The following is a 17,797-nucleotide window of genomic DNA, read 5'->3' as shown; positions in this document are numbered from 1 at the left end:
CGTGCGGGGTGTCGCGGATGCTGTCGCAATCCGCGCCGAAGACTGTCGCCGCTTGCGGCGCGGCTTGTCGCAAAATGCGACAAGTCCCTGTTTTGAAAGCCGAATCGGATCCAGTATGCCACCGTGGCCCGGTCTTTGAAAGCCGCGTCCGGAGAACCGCGCGGCGCCTGCCGCCGCTCCGGTCCGCGGCCCGGCATGGCGGCGCGCGCCGATTCCGCCGGGGACCGCGGGCAGTGCCGGGCAATAGTTGGCACGGTCCTTGCTTTGACGGAAGGGAGCACCGCCGCGCAGCGCGGCGGCGCGTCCGGGGTCCCGCCCGCGCAGGGTCCGGCCCCCTACCAAGGAGACAGACATGGACATGACCGACCTGAAGCACTTTGGCATCGATATCGGCTTTCCCTACAAGAAGCACTACGAGAACTACATCGGCGGACGCTGGGTGGCGCCGGCCGCGGGGCAGTATTTCGACAACCTTTCGCCGATCACCGGGCAGGTGTTCTGCGAGGTTCCGCGTTCGGACGCCGCCGACGTCGAAGCCGCGCTGGATGCCGCCCACGCCGCGCGCAAGGCCTGGGGCGAGACCTCGGTGACGGAGCGCGCCGGCGTGCTGCTGCGCATCGCCGACCGCATGGAACAGAACCTGCGCCTGCTGGCGGTGGCCGAGACCATCGACAACGGCAAGCCGCTGCGCGAGACCATGGCGGCGGACCTGCCCCTGGCCGTCGACCACCTGCGCTATTTCGCCGGCTGCATCCGCGCCCAGGAAGGCGGCATCTCGGAAATCGACAAGACCACGGTGGCCTACCATTTCCACGAGCCCATGGGCGTCGTGGGGCAGATCATCCCCTGGAACTTTCCCCTGCTGATGGCCGCCTGGAAGCTCGGCCCGGCCCTGGCGGCGGGCAACTGCGTGGTGCTCAAGCCCGCCGAGCAGACGCCGGCCTCGATCCTGGTGCTGATGGAACTGATCGGCGACCTGCTGCCGCCCGGCGTGCTCAACATCGTCAACGGCTTCGGCAAGGAAGCCGGCGCGGCGCTCGCCTCCAGCAAGCGCATCGCCAAGATCGCCTTCACCGGCTCGACGCCGACCGGCAAGCACATCCTGCGCGCGGCCGCCGACAACCTGATCCCCAGCACGGTGGAGCTGGGCGGCAAGAGCCCCAACATCTTCTTCGCCAACGTGATGGACCAGGAAGACGCCTTCTTCGACAAGGCGCTGGAAGGCCTGAGCATGTTCGCCCTGAACCAGGGCGAGGTCTGCACCTGCCCCTCGCGCATCCTGATCCAGGAATCCATCTACGAGCGCTTCATCGAGCGCGCCATCAAGCGGGTCGAATCCATGAAGACCGGCCACCCCCTGGACGCCTCCACCATGCTGGGCGCCCAGGTATCCAAGGCGCAGATGGACAAGATCCTGGGCTACATCGACATCGGCCGCGAGGAAGGCGCCCGCTGCCTGACGGGCGGGGCGCGCAACGTGCCCGGCGCCGGCCTGGACCAGGGCTTCTACGTCAAGCCCACGCTGCTGTTCGGCGAGAACGACATGCGCGTCTTCCAGGAGGAAATCTTCGGCCCCGTGGCCTCCGTCATGACCTTCCGGGACGAGGACGAGGCCATCGCCATCGCCAACGACACCGACTACGGCCTGGGGGCCGGGGTGTGGACGCGCGACGGCTCGCAGGCCTACCGCGTCGGGCGCCAGATCCAGGCCGGCCGGGTCTGGACCAACTGCTACCACCTCTACCCGGCGCACGCCGCCTTCGGCGGCTACAAGCAGTCCGGCATCGGCCGCGAGAACCACAAGATGGCGCTGAACGCCTACCAGCAGACCAAGTGCCTGCTGGTCAGCTACAGCCCGGACGCGCTCGGGTTCTTCTGACGCAGTCGTGACGCCGGCCCGATGGCCGGCGTCCTTCATTCAGCTCTTCCCAGTCTTTCAAATCAGAGCCGGGCTCCGAAAAGAAGGGCGCTCCGCCGGAGCGCCGGGGGAGCCTTTGGCCGGAAAAAGGAGAACACATCGATGGAAACCACCATGAAAGCCGCCGTCGTGCGCGAATTCGGCAAGCCGCTGGCGATCGAGGAAGTCGCCGTGCCCCGGCCCGGTCCGGGCCAGATCCTGGTGCAGATCGAGGCATCCGGAGTCTGCCATACCGACCTGCACGCCGCGCACGGCGACTGGCCGGTCAAGCCCAAGCCGCCCTTCATCCCGGGCCACGAGGGCGTGGGCTACGTGGTCGGCCTGGGAGCCGGCGTGCGCCACGTCAAGGAGGGCGACCGCGTGGGCATCCCCTGGCTGTATTCGGCCTGCGGGCATTGCGCGCATTGCCTGGGCGGCTGGGAAACCCTGTGCGAGAGCCAGCAGAACACCGGCTATTCGGTCAATGGCGGCTTTGCCCGCTACACCGTCGCCGAGGCCGACTACGTCGGCCGCCTGCCCGATGGCGTCGGCTTCGTCGAGATCGCGCCGGTCCTGTGCGCGGGCGTCACCGTGTACAAGGGCCTGAAGGTCACCGACACCAAGCCGGGCGACTGGGTGGTGATCTCCGGGATCGGCGGCCTGGGCCACATGGCGGTCCAGTACGCCCGGGCCATGGGCCTGAACGTCGCGGCGGTGGACATCGACGACAGCAAGCTCGCGCTGGCGCGCCGGCTGGGCGCGGAGGTGACGGTGAACGCCCGGGAAACCGATCCCGCGGCGTACCTGCGGCGCGAGATCGGCGGCGCCCACGGCGTGCTGGTGACCGCCGTGTCTCCCAAGGCCTTCGAGCAGGCCCTGGGCATGGCGCGGCGCGGCGGCACGATCGCCCTGAACGGCCTGCCGCCGGGCGACTTCCCCCTGCCGATCTTCGACATGGTGCTCAACGGCATCACCGTGCGCGGCTCCATCGTCGGGACCCGCCTGGATCTCCAGGAGGCGCTGGACTTCGCCGGCGCCGGGAAGGTCGCGGCCACCGTCTCCACCGAGAAGCTGGAGAACGTCAACCAGGTCTTCGAGCGCATGCTGCAGGGCCGCATCGACGGCCGCGTCGTGCTCGACATGGCGGCCTAGGACTGGAGCCGGACCTGATCCCGGACCTGATCCCGGTCCCGGAGCCGGCCGGGCGGGATTGCGCCGCGGCCGGCCCGCGCAGGCGGGCGCGGCCGGGCTGCGTATCCGGCCTCAGGCCGCCTGGCCGACCCGCAGGGCGGCCTGGCCCTGGGACTCGACCAGGCCGAGCGGCTGGGTCTGGGCGGCGGTGTCCGTCGGCATCTCGCCCGAGGACAGGGCCGCGTCCAGGCGGCGCGTGTCCAGCTCGCCTTCCCAGCGGGCCACCACCACGGTGGCGGTGGCGTTGCCCACCAGGTTGGTGAGCGCACGGCATTCGGACATGAAGCGGTCCACGCCCAGGATCAGGGCCATGCCGGCCACCGGCACCGAGGGGATGACCGACAGCGTGGCCGCCAGCGTGATGAAGCCGGCGCCGGTGACGCCGGCGGCGCCCTTGGAGCTGAGCATGGCCACCAGCAGGAGCAGGATCTGGTCGCCCAGGCTCAGGGGAATGTCGCAGGCCTGCGCGATGAACAGGGCCGCCATGGTCATGTAGATGTTGGTGCCGTCCAGGTTGAAGGAATAGCCCGTGGGGATCACCAGGCCCACGACCGACTTGGAACAGCCGGCGCCTTCCATCTTCTGCATCAGGGTGGGCAGGGCGGCTTCCGAGGAACTGGTGCCCAGCACCAGCAGCAGCTCCTCGCGGATGTAGCGCACCAGCTTCAGGATCGAGAAGCCGTTGTAGCGGGCCACCGCGCCCAGCACGAGCAGCACGAACAGCACGGCGGTGGCGTAGAAGGTGCCCACCAGCATCGCCAGGTTCAGCACCGAGCCGATGCCGTACTTGCCGATGGTGAAGGCCATGGCGCCGAAGGCCCCGACGGGCGCGGCCTTCATCAGGATCTCCACGATCTTGAAGACCGGCGCGGCCAGGGCGGTGAGCAGGTCCAGCACCGGCTTGGCGCGTTCGCCGATGATGGCCAGGGCGATGCCCGCGAGCACGGCGACGAACAGGACCTGGAGGATGTCGCCGCTGACGAAGGGGCTGAACATCGTGGCCGGGATGATGTTCATCAGGAAGCCGCTGATGGTGGAATCGTGCGCCTTGGACACGTAGGTGGCCACCGCGCCCTGGTCCAGGGACGCCGGATCGATGTGCATGCCGGCGCCGGGCTGCACGACGTGGCTGACGATCATGCCGATCACCAGCGCCAGGGTCGAGAAGGTCAGGAAATACAGCATGGCCTTGCCCGTGACGCGGCCGACCTTCTTCAGGTCGCTCATGGCGGCGATGCCGGTCGTCACGGTCAGGAAGATCACCGGGGCGATGATCATCTTGACGAGCTTGATGAAGCCGTCGCCCAGGGGCTTCATGGCTTCGCCCAGCGCGGGCGCGTAGTGCCCGAGCAGGATGCCCACGGCGATGGCGAACAGCACCTGGACGTAGAGGATCCGGTAGAACGGCAGTTTGCGCGCGGGGAGGGCGCGGGTCGGGATATCGAGCATGGTCTGTGTCTCCAGACAGGGCCGGGCGGGGCGGGTCCGCCGCATCGGCCCCGGCATCTTTTTCAAGGGAAGGCGGCATCCTCGCAAGACCCGCCGCAGAAGGACAAAGCAATCTCCATGCCAGTTTTTCCAGACGCTCCGGAATGGACAGTATCCGATTGATTGGAAAGAATTTTCCCGCGCCTGCGGCGGCATGCCGGCCGCCGGGCCGCCACCCTCCGGATCGGGGTTTGGCGGAATTCCGCACACCCATGCGGTAGAATGTCCGAAATTCCGCCAGGACGAGCATGCCTCTTCCCCCACCCTCCGCCGCCGCGCGCGCCTCCCGGCGCCGGCCATCCGTCTGGCTGGTGCGCTGGCTGCTGGCCGTCGCGGGGGCCGCCCTGCTGGCGGGCGCGCTCTGGGGCGCCGGCGCCTGGGCGCGGGAGCGCGCCCTGCGCGATCTGGAATCCCAGGCGCGCGTCTCGGCGCAGTTGAGCCTCACCGCGCTGGGCCACAAGCTCGACAAATTCCGCGCCATTCCGCGCGTGCTGGCGCAGGACACGGCGCTGGAGGCCGCGCTGGAATCCCCCGCCCCGGTCGCGCTGGAGGCGCTGAACCGCCGCCTGGAGACGCTGAGCCGGGAACTGGGGCCTTCCGTCCTGTACGTGCTGGACGCGAGCGGCTGGACCGTGGCGGCGAGCAACTGGCGCGAGCCGGATTCCTTCGTCGGCCACGACTACCGCTTCCGGCCGTATTTCAGGGACGCCATGGCCGCCCGCGACGCCGCGCATTTCGCGCTCGGAGTGGTGAGCCACGAGGCGGGCCTGTACCTGTCGCGCCGGATCGACGGCGCGCACGGCCCGCTGGGCGTGGTGGTGCTCAAGATCGGCTTCCGCGACCTGGAATCCGCCTGGGCCCGCAGCGGCATGCCGCAGTTCGTCACCGACGGGCGCCAGGTGGTGCTGCTGGGCTATCCGGAGGACTGGCATTACCGGGTGGCGCGGCCCATGTCGCCGGTCGAGGCGGTGCAGGTCCGCGCCAGCCTGCAGTTCGGCGCGGCGCCCCTGGATCCGCTGCCCCTGGAGCCGTTCCTGGTGGACGAGGACCTGTCCCCGGCGCCCCTGCTGCGCCTGACGCGCGCGGCGGCCGGCCTGGACAGGGGCGCGCGCGTGCTGCACGTCGAGCAGGCCGTGGCGCACATGGACGGCTGGCGCCTGCATCTGCTCAAGCCCGTGTCGGCCGCCCTGGCCCAGGCCGCGCTCGCCGCCCAGGCGCTGACCCTGCTGGCCCTGACCGCCCTGGGCATGGCGGGGTGGTGGGCCGCGCAGCGGCGGCGGCGGGCGCGCGCGCTGCAGGCGGCGCGCGACGCGCTCGAAGCCGAGGTGCGCGTGCGCACGGGCGAGCTGCGGCACGCCAACGAGCGGCTGCGCGCCGAGATCGACGAGCGCCGCCGCGCCGAGGCGCGCCTGCACGAGATGCAGGACGAACTGGTCCAGGCCAACAAGCTGTCGCTGCTGGGGCAGGTCGTGGCGGGCGTGGCGCACGAGATCAACCAGCCGGTCGGCGCGATCCGGACCTATGCCGACAATGCCGGCGAATTCCTGCGGCGCGGCCAGCCCGACCGCGCGCACGAGAACCTGTCCACCATCGCCCGCCTGACCGAGCGCATCGGCGGCATCACCCAGGAGCTGCGGGCTTTCTCGCGCAAGCGGGTGGCCTGCGTGGAGGCGGTCGAGCTCGACGCGGCGCTGGATGGCGCGCTGATGCTGGTCGGGCCGCGCCTGGGCCGGCAGGGCGTGCGCCTGGAGGACGGGCGCGCCGGGCCGTCGCCCCGGGTGCGGGCCGACGCCATGCGCCTGGAGCAGGTCTTCGTCAACCTGCTGCACAACGCGCTGGAGGCCCTCGCGCAGGCCGAACGCCCCTGCGTGCGCCTGAGCGTCGCGCGCGCCGGCGGGCGGGTGCGGGTGCGCATCGAGGACAACGGGCCGGGCATCGATCCGGCCGCGCGCGAGCACCTGTTCACGCCCTTCTTCACCACCCGGGCGCAGGGCGTGGGGCTGGGCCTGGTGATCTCGCGCGACATCCTGGCCGAGTTCGGCGGCACGCTCGAAGCGCTCGACGCCGCGCGGGGCGCGGCATTCGAGGTGGCACTGGAACCGATGGAGGAGGGAGCATGAATCCCGTGGAAGTGCTGTTCGTGGACGACGACGCGGACGTGCGCGACGCCAATGCGCAGGCGCTCGACCTGCAGGGCGTGTCCGTGCGCGCCTGCGCGAGCGCGCTGGAGGCCCTGGACCTGCTCACGGACACGTTCCCCGGCGTCCTGGTCACCGACGTGCGCATGGCCGAGATGGACGGCCTGACGCTGTTCCGGCACGTGCGGCGCCTGGACCCGGAGATCCCCGTGATCCTCATCACCGGGCACGGGGACATCGAGATGGCGGTGGGCGCCATGCGCGAGGGCGCCTACGATTTCCTCTCCAAGCCCTACGCGCCCGAGCGGCTGCTGGCCGCCATCCGCCACGGCGCGGCGCAGCGGCGGCTGGTGCTGGAAAACCGCCGGCTGCGGGCGCAGGCCGAGCGCGAGGGCGATGCCGCGGAATCGATGCTGATCGGCAACGCGCCGGCCATCGTGCGGATCCGCGAGCTGCTGCGGCACGTGGCCGACGCCGACGTGGACGTGCTGGTGCACGGCGAGACCGGCAGCGGCAAGGAGGTCGTCGCCCAGGTCCTGCACCGGCTCAGCCGCCGGCGGGACGCGCCCTTCGTCGCCATCAACTGCGGCGCGCTGCCCGAGTCCGTGATCGAGAGCGAGCTGTTCGGCCACGAGGCCGGCGCCTTCACCGGCGCGCAGAAGCGCCGCGTGGGCCGCATCGAGCATGCCGACGGGGGCACGCTGTTCCTCGACGAGATCGAGAGCATGTCGCCGGCGATGCAGGTGCGCCTGCTGCGCGTGCTGGAAACGCGCCAGGTCGCGCCGCTGGGCACCAACGAGCAGCGCGCCGTGGACCTGCGGGTGGTGGCCGCCACCAAGGCCGACCTGGGCGATCCGGCCCTGCGCGCGCGCTTCCGCGAGGACCTGTACTACCGGCTCAACGTCGTGACGGTGAACATCCCGCCGCTGCGCGAGCGGCGCGAGGACATCCCGCTGCTGTTCGCTCATTTCGCGGGCCTGGCCGCGCGCCGCTTCGGCTGCCCGGCGCCGCAGGTGGATCCCGCGCTGTGGCGCCACCTGATGCGCCACGACTGGCCCGGCAACGTGCGCGAGCTGGCGCACTTCGCGGACCGCTGCGTGCTGGGCGTGCAGCAGGTCCCGGCGGCGGACCCGGCCGCGCCGGCGGGAGACGCCGGCAGCCTGCCCGAGCGCGTCGAGCGCTACGAGGCCGAACTGATCCGCGAGGCCCTGGCCGCCCACGGCGGCGACATCCGCGGCACGCTGGCGGCGCTGGGGCTGCCGCGCAAGACGCTCTACGACAAGCTGCGCCGCTACGGCATCGACCGGCAGGCCTATGCGCGCCCGGGCGCCGCGGACGAGGCCCGCGCCGCGCCGGCGGAAGAGCCCGGCGCCTGAGCCGGGGCGGCCGCCGCGCGGCCCTGCTCCCAGGCGCGCCGGCGGAACGCGCGCGGCGACTCCCCGGCCGCCTTGCGGAAGAAGCGCGTGAAATGCGCGGGCTCCGAGAATCCCAGGGCGTCGGAGATCTCGCCGATGGTCATCGAGGTGTAGATCAGGCTGCGTCCGGCCTCCAGCGCCAGCCGCTCGTGGATCAGCTGCAGCGGGGATTTGCCGGCATGGGCGCGGGTGATCACGTTCAGGTGCGCGGCGGTCATGCCCAGCCGCGCCGCGTACCAGGCCACGTCGTGGTGCGCGGCGTACGAGGCTTCCAGCAGTTCGCCGAAGCGCGTGTGGTGTTCCAGGCCCCGCGGGCGGGGCGGGGCGTCGGGTTCCGTGCCCGGGCGGCGGCTGCGCAGCCGCGCGTAGATCAGCGTCAGCCAGGCCTCGATGCGCGCGTCGCGGAACTCCTCCTGGGTCAGGTAGCGGGCGTTCAGCTGCGCGAAGGCCTCGCTCAGGTTCGCGCCGTCCTCGTCCGCGAGGGCGTGCAGGACCGGCTGCGGCGGCGGGGCGGCACGCGGCCCGAGCAGGCGGACCAGGCGCATCAGCAGGGGATAGGCGATCGTCACGACGTGGCCGGCGCAGTCCTCGTCGAACTCGAATCCGTGCACGAAGGCCTGCGGCACCTCGATGACCGCGGGCCCGTCCACGGCGTGCCGCGCCTCGTCCAGGCAGACGACGGCCCGGCCCCGCTGCAGGTGGAGGATCTGGTAGAGCCCCGAATGCCGGTGGGGCCGGATATGCCAATTGTGCAAGCGGCTGCGCGAGGCGATGGTTTCGCAATGCACCCGCTCCGCTCCGGACCATTCTTCCCGCCCGCCGTAGAGCTTGAAGATCGGCGCATGATCGAAATATTTCATCCTGGCAAGTTTAATCCTCAAAAGTCCATTCCAAAAGGGCTTGGGCGGGCGCACTATCTGTTCCACGCCCGGTGCCCGGCAAAGGCACGGACCGGACCCGGGCGATCGTCCGCCGCCCCGCCCGCCGGGGAGACGGCCCCTGGAAAAAGCCACCTGCAAAGATTTCACCTGGAAAGAGAATGGAGGAACATATGAAGACGCAAGTCGCCATCATCGGCGCGGGCCCCTCGGGGCTGCTGCTGGGCCAGCTGCTGCACCGCTGCGGCATCGACAATGTCATCCTGGAGCGCCACACGCCCGACTACGTGCTGGGCCGCATCCGCGCCGGCGTGCTGGAGTACGGCTTCGTCGACCTGATGCGCGAGGCCGGCGTGTCCGAGCGCATGGACCGCGAGGGCCTGGTGCACCACGGCATCACCCTGTCCTTCCAGGGGCGGCGCGAGCACGTCGACCTGAAGGCGCTGACCGGCCAGTCGGTGCTGGTCTACGGCCAGACGGAAGTCACGCGCGACCTGATGGCCGCCCGCCAGGCGAGCGGCGCGCCCATCTGCTACGAAGCCGAGGACGTGCAGCTGCACGATTTCCTGGACGGCAGGCCGCGCGTCACCTTCATCCACCAGGGCCGGAAGAAGACGCTGGAATGCGACTACATCGCCGGCTGCGACGGCTTCCACGGCGTCTCGCGCAAGTCGGCGCCCAAGGACAGGATCAAGGAATTCGAGCGCGTGTATCCCTTCGGCTGGCTGGGCCTGATGTCCGACACGCCGCCCGTCGAGGACGAGCTGATCTACGTCCACAACCCGCGCGGCTTCGCGCTGTGCAGCATGCGCTCGCGCACGCGCAGCCGCTACTACATCCAGTGCAGCCTGGCCGAGCACGTCGAGGAATGGTCCGACGACCGCTTCTGGACGGAACTGTCGGCCCGGCTGCCCGAGGACGTCGCGGCCAAGCTGGTGACCGGCCCCTCCATCGAGAAGAGCATCGCGCCGCTGCGCAGCTTCGTGGCCGAGCCGATGAAATTCGGCAAGCTGTTCCTGGTGGGCGATGCCGCGCACATCGTGCCGCCCACCGGCGCCAAGGGCCTGAACCTGGCCTCCAGCGACGTCTACACGCTCTACCACGCGCTGCGCGGCGCCTGCCTGGAGGGGCGCCCCGAGCTGCTGGACCGCTACTCGGAAATCGCCCTGCGCCGGGTCTGGAAGGCCGAGCGTTTTTCCTGGTGGATGAGCATGCTGCTGCACACCTTCGACGACGACGCCTTCAGCCAGCGCATCCAGAAGGCCGAGCAGGACTACTACACCAGCACCCGGGCCGGCCTGACCACCATCGCGGAAAACTACGTCGGCCTGCCCTACGAGCCGGTGGTCTGATCGGTGGCCTGATCGGTGGCCTGGTCCGCGCCGGGCGCCAGCGCCCGGCGGCGGAAGTCCTTGGGCGAGACGCCCGCCAGCCGCTTGAAGAAGCGCGTGAAATAGCCCGGGTCGGCGAAGCCGAGCGAATCGGAGATCGCGCCGATGGGGCGCGGCGTGTAGATGAGCTCGCGGCGGGCCTCCAGCAGCAGCCGCTCGTGGATCAGTTCCAGGGCGGACTTGCCCGTCAGGGCCTGGACGATGGCGTTCAGGTGGGCGGGCGTCACGCCGATGCGCTGCGCGTACCAGCCCACCCGGTGCTGGCGGGCGTGGTGGTCCTCGATCATCCGGGCGTAGCGCGTCAGGTGCTGGCTGCCTGGATCGGCGCCGGCGGCGGCCGGGTTGGCCGGGTAGCCCTGGCGATGGATCCAGACCAGGATGGCCGACAGCAGCGATTCCAGCAGCGGCCCGCGCTGCGGGCTGTGCAGGCCGCGGTATTCGCGGTCCAGCTGGCGGAAGCTCAGGGCCACGTGCCGGCCGGCCTCGTCCGTGCCCATCACCAGCACGGCCGGATCGGTGGCGGCGGTCAGCGCCAGCCCGAAGCGCGCGCACAGCCCGTGCAGCAGCGCGTAGGTCAGCGTCAGGATGTAGCCGTTCGAGCCCGGGCGGAAGATGAATTCGTGCACCACCCGCTGCGGCACCAGCACCAGCCGCCCCGGGCGCAGCGTGCGCTCGCGCCCGTCCAGCACCACCGTGACCTCGCCCGACTCCAGGAACAGCACCTGGAACAGGTCCGTGTGCTTGTGGGCCGTCACATGCCAATTGTGCAATTTTTCCTGGGCCGCGATGGTTTCGCAGTAGAGCGGGTCCGATGCGGTCCAGACGTTGCCGTAGCCATACAGCTTATAGATGGGGATGGCAGTGTGGTCATGGGCCGGCGGCGCCGGCGTCAGGGACTCCATGGGGTCCTCCCGGGAGTGGGGGCATGCATCCACGAAATGTACATTTTTAAAAATCAAAAGTCCATTCTCCAAAGATCCGTCCTGCGTCACCATGGGCCTGTCCGTACCCGCCGCGACATCGGCGCGGCGGCCGACCTCTCTCAACCACAAGGAGACATCAATGACAGCAGCGACACGCAAGCGCCGGCGGGAGATCCCCGGCACCATGATCTTCGATGGCGACCTGGCCCGCATCGGCTACGCCCTGAACCGCATGTGCTTCAGCTTCAACGCGGCCGAGTGCCGCGAAGCCTTCCTGCGGGACGAGGAAGCCTACATGACGCGCTACAACCTGACGGAAGCGCAGAAGGAGGCCGTCCGCAGCCGCCAGGTCCTGAAGATGATCGCCGCCGGGGGCCACCCCTACTACCTGGCCAAGCTGGCGGGCATCTTCGGTCTGGACATGCAGGACATCGGCGCCCAGCAGACCGGCGTCACCAAAGAGGCCTTCCAGGCCAAACTCGTTGCGGCAGGAGCATGACCATGGCACATCTCATCGGCAGCATCAGCACGTCCCACGTCCCCGCCATCGGCGGCGCCCTGGCCCACCAGAAGCAGCAGGATCCGTACTGGAAGCCCTTCTTCGACGCCTACGGCAAGGCGCGCGAATGGCTGGCGCGCGAGCGTCCCGACGTGGTGGTCATCGTGCACAACGACCACGGCCTGAATTTCTTCCTCGACAAGATGCCGACCTTCGCCGTGGGCGCGGCGGACGTCTACCGCAACGCCGACGAGGGCTGGGGCATTCCGCCGCTGGCGGCGGCGCGCGGCTGCGTGGACCTGTCCTGGCACATCGTCGAGACCCTGGTCGCGGACGAGTTCGACATCACCACCTGCCAGGAAGCCCTGGTCGATCACTCCGTGTCGCTGCCCTTGGCGCTGCTCTGGCCGGAAGGCAAGGAAGCCGGCGAATGGCCGGTGGAGATCGTGCCGGTGTGCATCAACACCGTCCTGGCGCCGTATCCCTCGGCCGCGCGCTGCTACCGCATGGGCCAGTCGCTGCGCCGCGCGATCGAGTCCTGGGACGACGACCGGCGCGTGCTCGTCATCGCCAGCGGCGGCCTGTCGCACCAGCTCGACGGCGAGCGCGCCGGCTTCATCAACAAGTCCTTCGACCAGCAGTTCATGGAAAGCCTGGTGGACGATCCGAAATGGATCACCCGGTACTCCAACGAAGAACTGGTGGAGCTCACCGGCACGCAGGGCATCGAACTGCTGATGTGGGTGGCGGCGCGCGGCGCACTGGACGACATCCCGGTCAAGCAGCACCACGCGCACTACCACGTGCCGATCTCCAACACGGCCACCGGGCTGCTGGTGCTGGAACCGGCCTGATCCGGCTGGGCCTTCGGCCGTATCGCGCCGTCGGTTCGCCTCGCCGGGCAGCAGCACCGTCTCCGGCTGCCCGCCCCGCGCCCCGGCTGAATGCGGACCCGGCGGGGTCAGCCGGAAAGCCCCCGCCGCGCCAGCCAGCCGGTGATCGCCGACAGGCAGGCCGCGGGGGCCTCGAACGGCGCCATGTGGCCGGCGCCCCCGATGGCCTCCAGGGTCGCGTCCGGCACCCTGGAGGCCATGTCCGCATGGCGCTCCAGCGGACTCCAGCGGTCCTCGGTGCCGCTCATGAGCAGCACGGGGCAGGCGAGCCGGCCCAGCAGGCCGGTCGCGTCCGGCCGGCCGATCAGGGCCTGGATCTGGCCGGCGAAGGAATCCGGCGTCGAGCGCAGGACCATGGCGCGCATCCTGGCCATCAGGGCGGCGTCGCCGCGGGTCGCGGACGCGATCATGCCGTCGAGCCAGTCGTCGGCGATGGCCTGGATGCCGCCGGCCCGGGCGGCGCGCACCAGGGCCATGCGCTTTTCGCTCTCGCCTTCGCCCAGCCCCCGGTAGCCGGTGTTCATGAGGATCAGGGCGCGGCAGCGCCGCGGCGCCCGGCGCGCCATTTCCAGGGCGACGCGCCCGCCCATCGAATGCCCCGCCACGATCAGCGGCCCGGTCGTGCGCGCCAGGATCTCGCGCGCCGCCTCGGGCAGGGAATCGATGCCGCTCAGGTCCGCGGCCAGGACGTGGCCCAGGCGCGAAAGCGGGCCGATGAAGTCGGCCCAGGTGTCCGCGTCGCACAGCAGGCCGTGCAGCAGGACGAAGGTGGGGCGCGTATCGTTCATGAAGTCTCCTGGAAATGACGGTGGGGGATGGATGCGTGCGCGGGCCGCGCCGGCCGGCCGGCTCGCGCGCCGGCCCCGGTCTGGACGATAATCGAATGCGGGACGGCCGGGACGGGGTTTGAGCTCCGGTCCGCGCCGTCCGCCGGGCGCGGGGGCGGCGCCCGCCCGTCTGTCCTTCCGGCCGCGCGCCCGGCGGTTTCCGGTGAAACGTCCGCATGTCCGATCCGATCCTGCGAGAACCCCTCTATACCCAGCCCGGCCACCTGCTGCGACGCGCGCAGCAGATTTCGGCCTCGATCTTCCACGACGAGATCGGCAACCAGGTCACGCCCATGCAGTATGCCGTGCTGTGCGTGCTGCTGGACCATCCCGGCATCGACCAGGTGTCCGTGGCGGGCCTGGCGGCCATCGACACGTCCACCGCGGCCAGCGTGGCGACGCGGCTGGAGGAAAAAGGCCTGCTGTCGCGGCGGGTGGACCCGGCCAACCGCCGCCAGCGGATCCTGACGCTGACCGACGAGGGCCGCGACCTGCTGTGGCGGCTCAACGACGCCATCGGCCGGCTGCACCGGCGCATCTTCGAGAAATTCTCGCCCCGGGAAGAGGCCCGCTTCATGGCGCTGCTGCAGAAGCTGGTGGACGTGAACAACCACCAGAGCCGGGCCCCGCTGACGGCGGCGCGGCCGGGCGCCGCCGCGGAGGCGGGAGGAAACCCTGTCGCTGGCAGGGTCTAAGGGTAAGCACCGATATGGCATCGTCGTCCGGGGAAATAGGATACGTTTAAATGTTCAGTGTACTGAATATTCCTCTCAACCATGAACACGAGCCGCGCGTCCGCGTGCGGCCCGCCAGGAGACCGACGATGTTTCCCAAGAATGCCTGGTATGTGGCCTGCATGCCCGACGAAGTCACGGACAAGCCCCTGGGGCGCACGATCTGCGGCCAACCCGTGGTGCTCTACCGCGGCGCGCAGGGCCGGGTCGCGGCGCTGGAGGATTTCTGTCCCCACCGGGGCGCCGCGCTGTCGCTGGGCGCGGTGGTGGACGGCAACCTGATGTGCGGCTATCACGGCCTGGTCATGGGCTGCGACGGCAAGGCCGTCTCCATGCCCAAGCAGCGCGTGGGCGGCTTTCCCTGTATCCACAGCTATCCGGTGGTGGAGCGGCACGGCTTCGTCTGGATCTGGCCCGGCGACCCCGCCCGCGCCGACGAGGCGGCCATTCCCGACCTGTTCTGGGCCGGCCATCCGGAATGGGCCTACGGCGGGGGGCTTTATCATATCGGCTGCGACTACCGGCTGATGATCGACAATCTGATGGACCTGACCCACGAGGCCTACGTGCACGCCGACAGCATCGGCCAGGGCGAGATCGACGAGGCGCCGGTCCAGACCCGCATGGAAGGCGACCAGGTCGTCACCAGCCGCGTCATGCACGGCGTCGTCGCGCCGCCCTTCTGGCAGGCGGCCATGCGGGCGCACGGCCTGGACGACCAGGCGCGCGTGGACCGCTGGCAGATGTCGCGCTTCACCGCGCCGGGCCGCGTGCTGATCGACGTGGGCGTGGCGCTGGCGGGCAAGGGCGGCTTCGAGGCCGATCCGCGCGACAAGGTCTCGGCCGTCGTGGTGGATTTCATGACGCCCGAGACCGAATCCTCGCACTGGTATTTCTGGGGCATGGCGCGCCATTTCCAGCCGGACGACGCCGCGCTGACCGACTCCATCCGCGCGGGGCAGGGCAGGATCTTCAGCCAGGACCTGGCCGTGCTGGAGGCGCAGCAGCGCAATCTGCGGGATTTCCCCGGCCGCCGGCTGCTGGCCCTGAACATCGACGCCGGCGGCGTGCGGGCGCGGCGCATCCTCGACGACCTAGTCCAGGCCGAGGCCGAAGCCGCGGTCGCCGGCTGAAGGACCGCGCAAGAGCCAGACGGATCGAAACAGGGCCCGGCATGCCGGCCGGGCCGATTGGAAAGAGAAAGACATGATCACCGAATCCCTGTCCGTACGGGTCGCCGGCAAGCATCAGGCCGCCCGGGACGTCGTCAGCCTCGAACTGGTGGACCCCGACGGCGGCCTGCTGCCGGAGTTCTCGCCCGGGGCGCACATCGACGTGCACCTGCCCGGCGGCTACATCCGCCAGTATTCCCTGCTCAACGACTGCCTGCAGCGGTCCCGCTTCCTGATCGGGGTGCTGCGCGAGCCGCGGTCGCGCGGCGGCTCGGCGGCGGTGCACGACCTCGTGCAGGTCGGCGACCTGCTGCGCATCAGCGCGCCGCGCAACCGCTTCCCGCTGGTGGCCGCCGAGCGCAGCCTGCTGTTCGCCGGCGGCATCGGCATCACGCCGCTGCTGTGCATGGCGCGCCGCCTCCAGGCGACGGGCGCGGCCTTCGAGCTGCATTACAGCTGCCGCAGCCGCGACCGCGCCGCGTTCCTGGACGAGATCCTGGATTCGGCGCTGGCCGGGCACGCCCGCGCGCATTTCGACGACGAGCCGGACACCGCCCTGGACGCGCGCGCCGTGCTGGCGGCGGCCGATGCGCGCACCCACGTCTACGTCTGCGGGCCGTCGGGCTACATCGACTTCGTCCGCGATCAGGCGCGCGACGCCGGCGTGGACGAGGCGCGCGTCCACTTCGAGCGCTTCGCCCTGGACGAGGACCAGTGCCCCGCGGCCCCGGCCGAAGGGGACACGGCCTTCCAGGTCCAGCTGGCCAGCACCGGCGAGGTCTTCGACATTCCCGCCGACGAGACCATCACCTCGGCGCTGGACCGGCAGGGCGTGTTCATTCCCGTGTCCTGCGAGGAAGGCATCTGCGGCACCTGCCTGACGGGCGTGCGCGCGGGCATTCCGGACCACCGGGACAGCTATCTCACCGAGGCCGAGCACGCGGCCAACGACCAGTTCACGCCGTGCTGCTCGCGCGCGCGGACCCCGCTGCTGGTGCTGGACCTGTAGGGCCGGATCCGGAGACCCGGAATCGGTGCGCCCGCCCGGGGGGACATGCCCACAGGGGCGCACCTGCATGTACGCACCCGCGTACACACGCATTTCACGATGACGATTCACCATGGCAATTCACGATGACAAGACAAGGAGACAGCCGTGAAGCATACGATCGGTAAATTGATGGCCGCCTGCGTCCTCGCGGCGGGGGGGCTGGGCGCGGCCCAGGCCCAGGACCTGAAGGTCGGCATGATCCTGCCGCTGTCGGGGCCGTTCGCCTCGACCGGGCAGCAGATGGTCAACGGCGCCAGGCTCTATCTGAAGGAGCACGGCGACACGGTGGCGGGCCGGCGGATCGTGCTGATCGACAAGGACGACACCGGCGTGTCGCCCTCGATCAGCAAGCGCCAGGCGCAGACCCTGCTGATCCAGGACAAGGCCGAGATCCTGGCCGGCTTCGGCCTGACGCCGGGCGCGTTCTCCGTGGCGCCCCTGGCGACCGAGGCCAAGGTGCCGATGGTGGTGCTGAACGCCGCCACCTCCTCGATCACCGAGAAGTCGCCCTACATCGTGCGCACGTCCATGACCCTGCCTCAGGTGGCCGCGCCGATGGCGAGCTGGGCGGCGGCCAACGGCATCCGCAAGGTCTACGTCGCCGTGGCCGACTACGGTCCGGGCCACGACGCGGCGGCCCAGTTCAAGAAGACCTTCGCCCAGGCCGGCGGCGAGGTGGTGGGCGAGGTCCACACGCCGCTCACCAGCCCCGATTTCGCGCCCTTCCTGCAGAAGATCAAGGACGCGAAGCCGGACGCGATCTTCCTGTTCGTGCCCAACGGCGAACAAGGCGTCGCCTTCGCCAAGAGCTACAAGGAACGCGCCCTGGCCGACGCCGGCATCCGGCTGCTGGCCACCGGCGACGTGGTCACCGAGGACGTGCTCGAAGCCATGGGCGACAACGCCCTGGGCATGATCACCTCCTTCCATTATTCCCAGGCGCATGCCTCGCCGGAGAACAAGGCTTTCGTCGAAGCCTACGCCCGGGCCTATCCCGGCACGCGGCCCAACATGGTGGCCGTGGCGGCCTACGACGGCATGCGCCTGATCCGCGAGGCCCTGGAAAAGACCAAGGGCGACGCCAGCGGCGACGCCTTCATGGCGGCGGTCAAGGGCATGAAGTGGACCAGCCCGCGCGGCCCGGTGGAAATCGACCCGCAGACGCGCGACATCGTCCAGAACGTCTACATCCGCAAGGTCGAACGCGTCGACGGCGTGCTGCAGAACGTGGAGTTCGCCACGGTCGAAGCCGTCAAGGATCCGGGGAAGATGTAGCCTGACGGGCGTGTCCGTCCCCCAT

15 protein-coding genes are annotated in these 17,797 nt (G+C 70.2%); 11 read left to right on the top strand and 4 right to left on the bottom strand.

The genetic code is table 11. The features are described from left to right. The first annotated feature begins 352 nt into the window (after positions 1 to 352). A complete protein-coding gene (gene exaC / locus HNR28_RS09490; RefSeq protein WP_151025365.1) occupies positions 353 to 1,879 on the top strand; it encodes an acetaldehyde dehydrogenase ExaC in 1,527 nt (508 codons plus the stop codon). A 141-nt stretch (positions 1,880 to 2,020) separates the two neighbouring features. Next, positions 2,021 to 3,049 carry an alcohol dehydrogenase AdhP gene (gene adhP / locus HNR28_RS09485; RefSeq protein WP_151025366.1) on the top strand — a complete coding sequence of 343 codons (1,029 nt, stop codon included), beginning with the start codon at positions 2,021 to 2,023 and terminating at the stop codon, positions 3,047 to 3,049. Between the two features lie 111 nt (positions 3,050 to 3,160). Here adhP and HNR28_RS09480 read toward each other — a convergent pair whose 3' ends face one another. Further along, on the bottom strand, positions 3,161 to 4,537 hold the full coding sequence (locus tag HNR28_RS09480; RefSeq protein WP_151025367.1) for a dicarboxylate/amino acid:cation symporter: 1,377 nt from the start codon (positions 4,535 to 4,537) through the stop codon (positions 3,161 to 3,163). Positions 4,538 to 4,824: 287 nt separating this feature from the next. Here HNR28_RS09480 and HNR28_RS09475 point away from each other — a divergent pair, with 287 nt between their 5' ends. Continuing rightward, the gene (locus HNR28_RS09475) at positions 4,825 to 6,696 is read left to right on the top strand and encodes an ATP-binding protein (RefSeq protein ID WP_151025368.1); all 1,872 of its coding nucleotides are present in this window, start codon (positions 4,825 to 4,827) and stop codon (positions 6,694 to 6,696) included. Next, positions 6,693 to 8,090, top strand: coding sequence for a sigma-54-dependent transcriptional regulator (locus HNR28_RS09470; RefSeq protein WP_151025369.1), 1,398 nt, complete (start codon positions 6,693 to 6,695; stop codon positions 8,088 to 8,090). The genes HNR28_RS09475 and HNR28_RS09470 overlap by 4 nt, the downstream gene beginning before the upstream one ends. On the opposite strand, the gene HNR28_RS09465 is transcribed toward HNR28_RS09470, so the two are convergent. Continuing rightward, entirely contained in the window at positions 8,027 to 8,989 is a 963-nt protein-coding gene (locus HNR28_RS09465; protein ID WP_184142801.1) for a helix-turn-helix domain-containing protein, read from the bottom strand. The two genes, HNR28_RS09470 and HNR28_RS09465, sit on opposite strands and share 64 nt — an antisense overlap. Positions 8,990 to 9,180: 191 nt before the next feature. On the opposite strand from HNR28_RS09465, the gene pobA reads away from it, so the two are divergent. Next, the gene (gene pobA, locus HNR28_RS09460) at positions 9,181 to 10,359 is read left to right on the top strand and encodes a 4-hydroxybenzoate 3-monooxygenase (protein WP_151025220.1); all 1,179 of its coding nucleotides are present in this window, start codon (positions 9,181 to 9,183) and stop codon (positions 10,357 to 10,359) included. On the opposite strand, the gene HNR28_RS09455 is transcribed toward pobA, so the two are convergent. After that, on the bottom strand, positions 10,341 to 11,300 hold the full coding sequence (locus HNR28_RS09455; RefSeq protein ID WP_170288510.1) for a helix-turn-helix domain-containing protein: 960 nt from the start codon (positions 11,298 to 11,300) through the stop codon (positions 10,341 to 10,343). The two genes, pobA and HNR28_RS09455, sit on opposite strands and share 19 nt — an antisense overlap. A gap of 160 nt (positions 11,301 to 11,460) precedes the next feature. Between HNR28_RS09455 and HNR28_RS09450 the strand changes: the two genes are divergently transcribed. Both HNR28_RS09450 and HNR28_RS09445 read left to right on the top strand, forming a co-directional pair. Then, positions 11,461 to 11,820 carry a protocatechuate 4,5-dioxygenase subunit alpha gene (locus HNR28_RS09450; RefSeq protein WP_043681960.1) on the top strand — a complete coding sequence of 120 codons (360 nt, stop codon included), beginning with the start codon at positions 11,461 to 11,463 and terminating at the stop codon, positions 11,818 to 11,820. A gap of 2 nt (positions 11,821 to 11,822) precedes the next feature. Continuing rightward, positions 11,823 to 12,674, top strand: coding sequence for a class III extradiol dioxygenase family protein (locus tag HNR28_RS09445; RefSeq protein ID WP_043681963.1), 852 nt, complete (start codon positions 11,823 to 11,825; stop codon positions 12,672 to 12,674). 107 nt (positions 12,675 to 12,781) lie between these two features. Here HNR28_RS09445 and HNR28_RS09440 read toward each other — a convergent pair whose 3' ends face one another. Next, complete coding sequence (locus tag HNR28_RS09440) at positions 12,782 to 13,501, bottom strand: alpha/beta fold hydrolase (RefSeq protein WP_151025218.1); 720 nt, start codon at positions 13,499 to 13,501, stop codon at positions 12,782 to 12,784. A gap of 215 nt (positions 13,502 to 13,716) precedes the next feature. Here HNR28_RS09440 and HNR28_RS09435 point away from each other — a divergent pair, with 215 nt between their 5' ends. From HNR28_RS09435 to HNR28_RS09420, 4 genes are all read left to right on the top strand, one after another. After that, positions 13,717 to 14,235 (top strand): MarR family winged helix-turn-helix transcriptional regulator, encoded by a 519-nt coding sequence (locus HNR28_RS09435; protein WP_043681971.1) that lies wholly within the window; start codon positions 13,717 to 13,719, stop codon positions 14,233 to 14,235. Positions 14,236 to 14,363: 128 nt separating this feature from the next. Then, a complete protein-coding gene (locus HNR28_RS09430) occupies positions 14,364 to 15,407 on the top strand; it encodes an aromatic ring-hydroxylating dioxygenase subunit alpha (RefSeq protein WP_043681974.1) in 1,044 nt (347 codons plus the stop codon). A gap of 73 nt (positions 15,408 to 15,480) precedes the next feature. Further along, positions 15,481 to 16,455 (top strand): PDR/VanB family oxidoreductase, encoded by a 975-nt coding sequence (locus HNR28_RS09425; RefSeq protein ID WP_043681977.1) that lies wholly within the window; start codon positions 15,481 to 15,483, stop codon positions 16,453 to 16,455. Positions 16,456 to 16,626: 171 nt separating this feature from the next. Continuing rightward, positions 16,627 to 17,772, top strand: coding sequence for an ABC transporter substrate-binding protein (locus tag HNR28_RS09420; RefSeq protein ID WP_151025222.1), 1,146 nt, complete (start codon positions 16,627 to 16,629; stop codon positions 17,770 to 17,772). Positions 17,773 to 17,797 lie beyond the last annotated feature (25 nt).

It is taken from the genome of Castellaniella defragrans (genome assembly GCF_014203015.1).
Lineage (GTDB): Bacteria > Pseudomonadota > Gammaproteobacteria > Burkholderiales > Burkholderiaceae_B > Castellaniella > Castellaniella defragrans.
The sequence above is the reverse complement of the archived record's forward strand: the minus strand, read 5'-3'. Positions and strand labels throughout refer to the sequence as shown.

What these genes read in the sequence shown, in the direction of transcription:
- exaC (WP_151025365.1), top strand. Translation starts at nt 353, where the DNA reads ATGGACATGACCGACCTGAAGCACTTTGGCATCGATATCGGCTTTCCC.
- adhP (WP_151025366.1), top strand. Translation starts at nt 2,021, where the DNA reads ATGGAAACCACCATGAAAGCCGCCGTCGTGCGCGAATTCGGCAAGCCG.
- HNR28_RS09480 (WP_151025367.1), bottom strand. Translation starts at nt 4,537, where the DNA reads ATGCTCGATATCCCGACCCGCGCCCTCCCCGCGCGCAAACTGCCGTTC.
- HNR28_RS09475 (WP_151025368.1), top strand. Translation starts at nt 4,825, where the DNA reads ATGCCTCTTCCCCCACCCTCCGCCGCCGCGCGCGCCTCCCGGCGCCGG.
- HNR28_RS09470 (WP_151025369.1), top strand. Translation starts at nt 6,693, where the DNA reads ATGAATCCCGTGGAAGTGCTGTTCGTGGACGACGACGCGGACGTGCGC.
- HNR28_RS09465 (WP_184142801.1), bottom strand. Translation starts at nt 8,989, where the DNA reads ATGAAATATTTCGATCATGCGCCGATCTTCAAGCTCTACGGCGGGCGG.
- pobA (WP_151025220.1), top strand. Translation starts at nt 9,181, where the DNA reads ATGAAGACGCAAGTCGCCATCATCGGCGCGGGCCCCTCGGGGCTGCTG.
- HNR28_RS09455 (WP_170288510.1), bottom strand. Translation starts at nt 11,300, where the DNA reads ATGGAGTCCCTGACGCCGGCGCCGCCGGCCCATGACCACACTGCCATC.
- HNR28_RS09450 (WP_043681960.1), top strand. Translation starts at nt 11,461, where the DNA reads ATGACAGCAGCGACACGCAAGCGCCGGCGGGAGATCCCCGGCACCATG.
- HNR28_RS09445 (WP_043681963.1), top strand. Translation starts at nt 11,823, where the DNA reads ATGGCACATCTCATCGGCAGCATCAGCACGTCCCACGTCCCCGCCATC.
- HNR28_RS09440 (WP_151025218.1), bottom strand. Translation starts at nt 13,501, where the DNA reads ATGAACGATACGCGCCCCACCTTCGTCCTGCTGCACGGCCTGCTGTGC.
- HNR28_RS09435 (WP_043681971.1), top strand. Translation starts at nt 13,717, where the DNA reads ATGTCCGATCCGATCCTGCGAGAACCCCTCTATACCCAGCCCGGCCAC.
- HNR28_RS09430 (WP_043681974.1), top strand. Translation starts at nt 14,364, where the DNA reads ATGTTTCCCAAGAATGCCTGGTATGTGGCCTGCATGCCCGACGAAGTC.
- HNR28_RS09425 (WP_043681977.1), top strand. Translation starts at nt 15,481, where the DNA reads ATGATCACCGAATCCCTGTCCGTACGGGTCGCCGGCAAGCATCAGGCC.
- HNR28_RS09420 (WP_151025222.1), top strand. Translation starts at nt 16,627, where the DNA reads ATGGCCGCCTGCGTCCTCGCGGCGGGGGGGCTGGGCGCGGCCCAGGCC.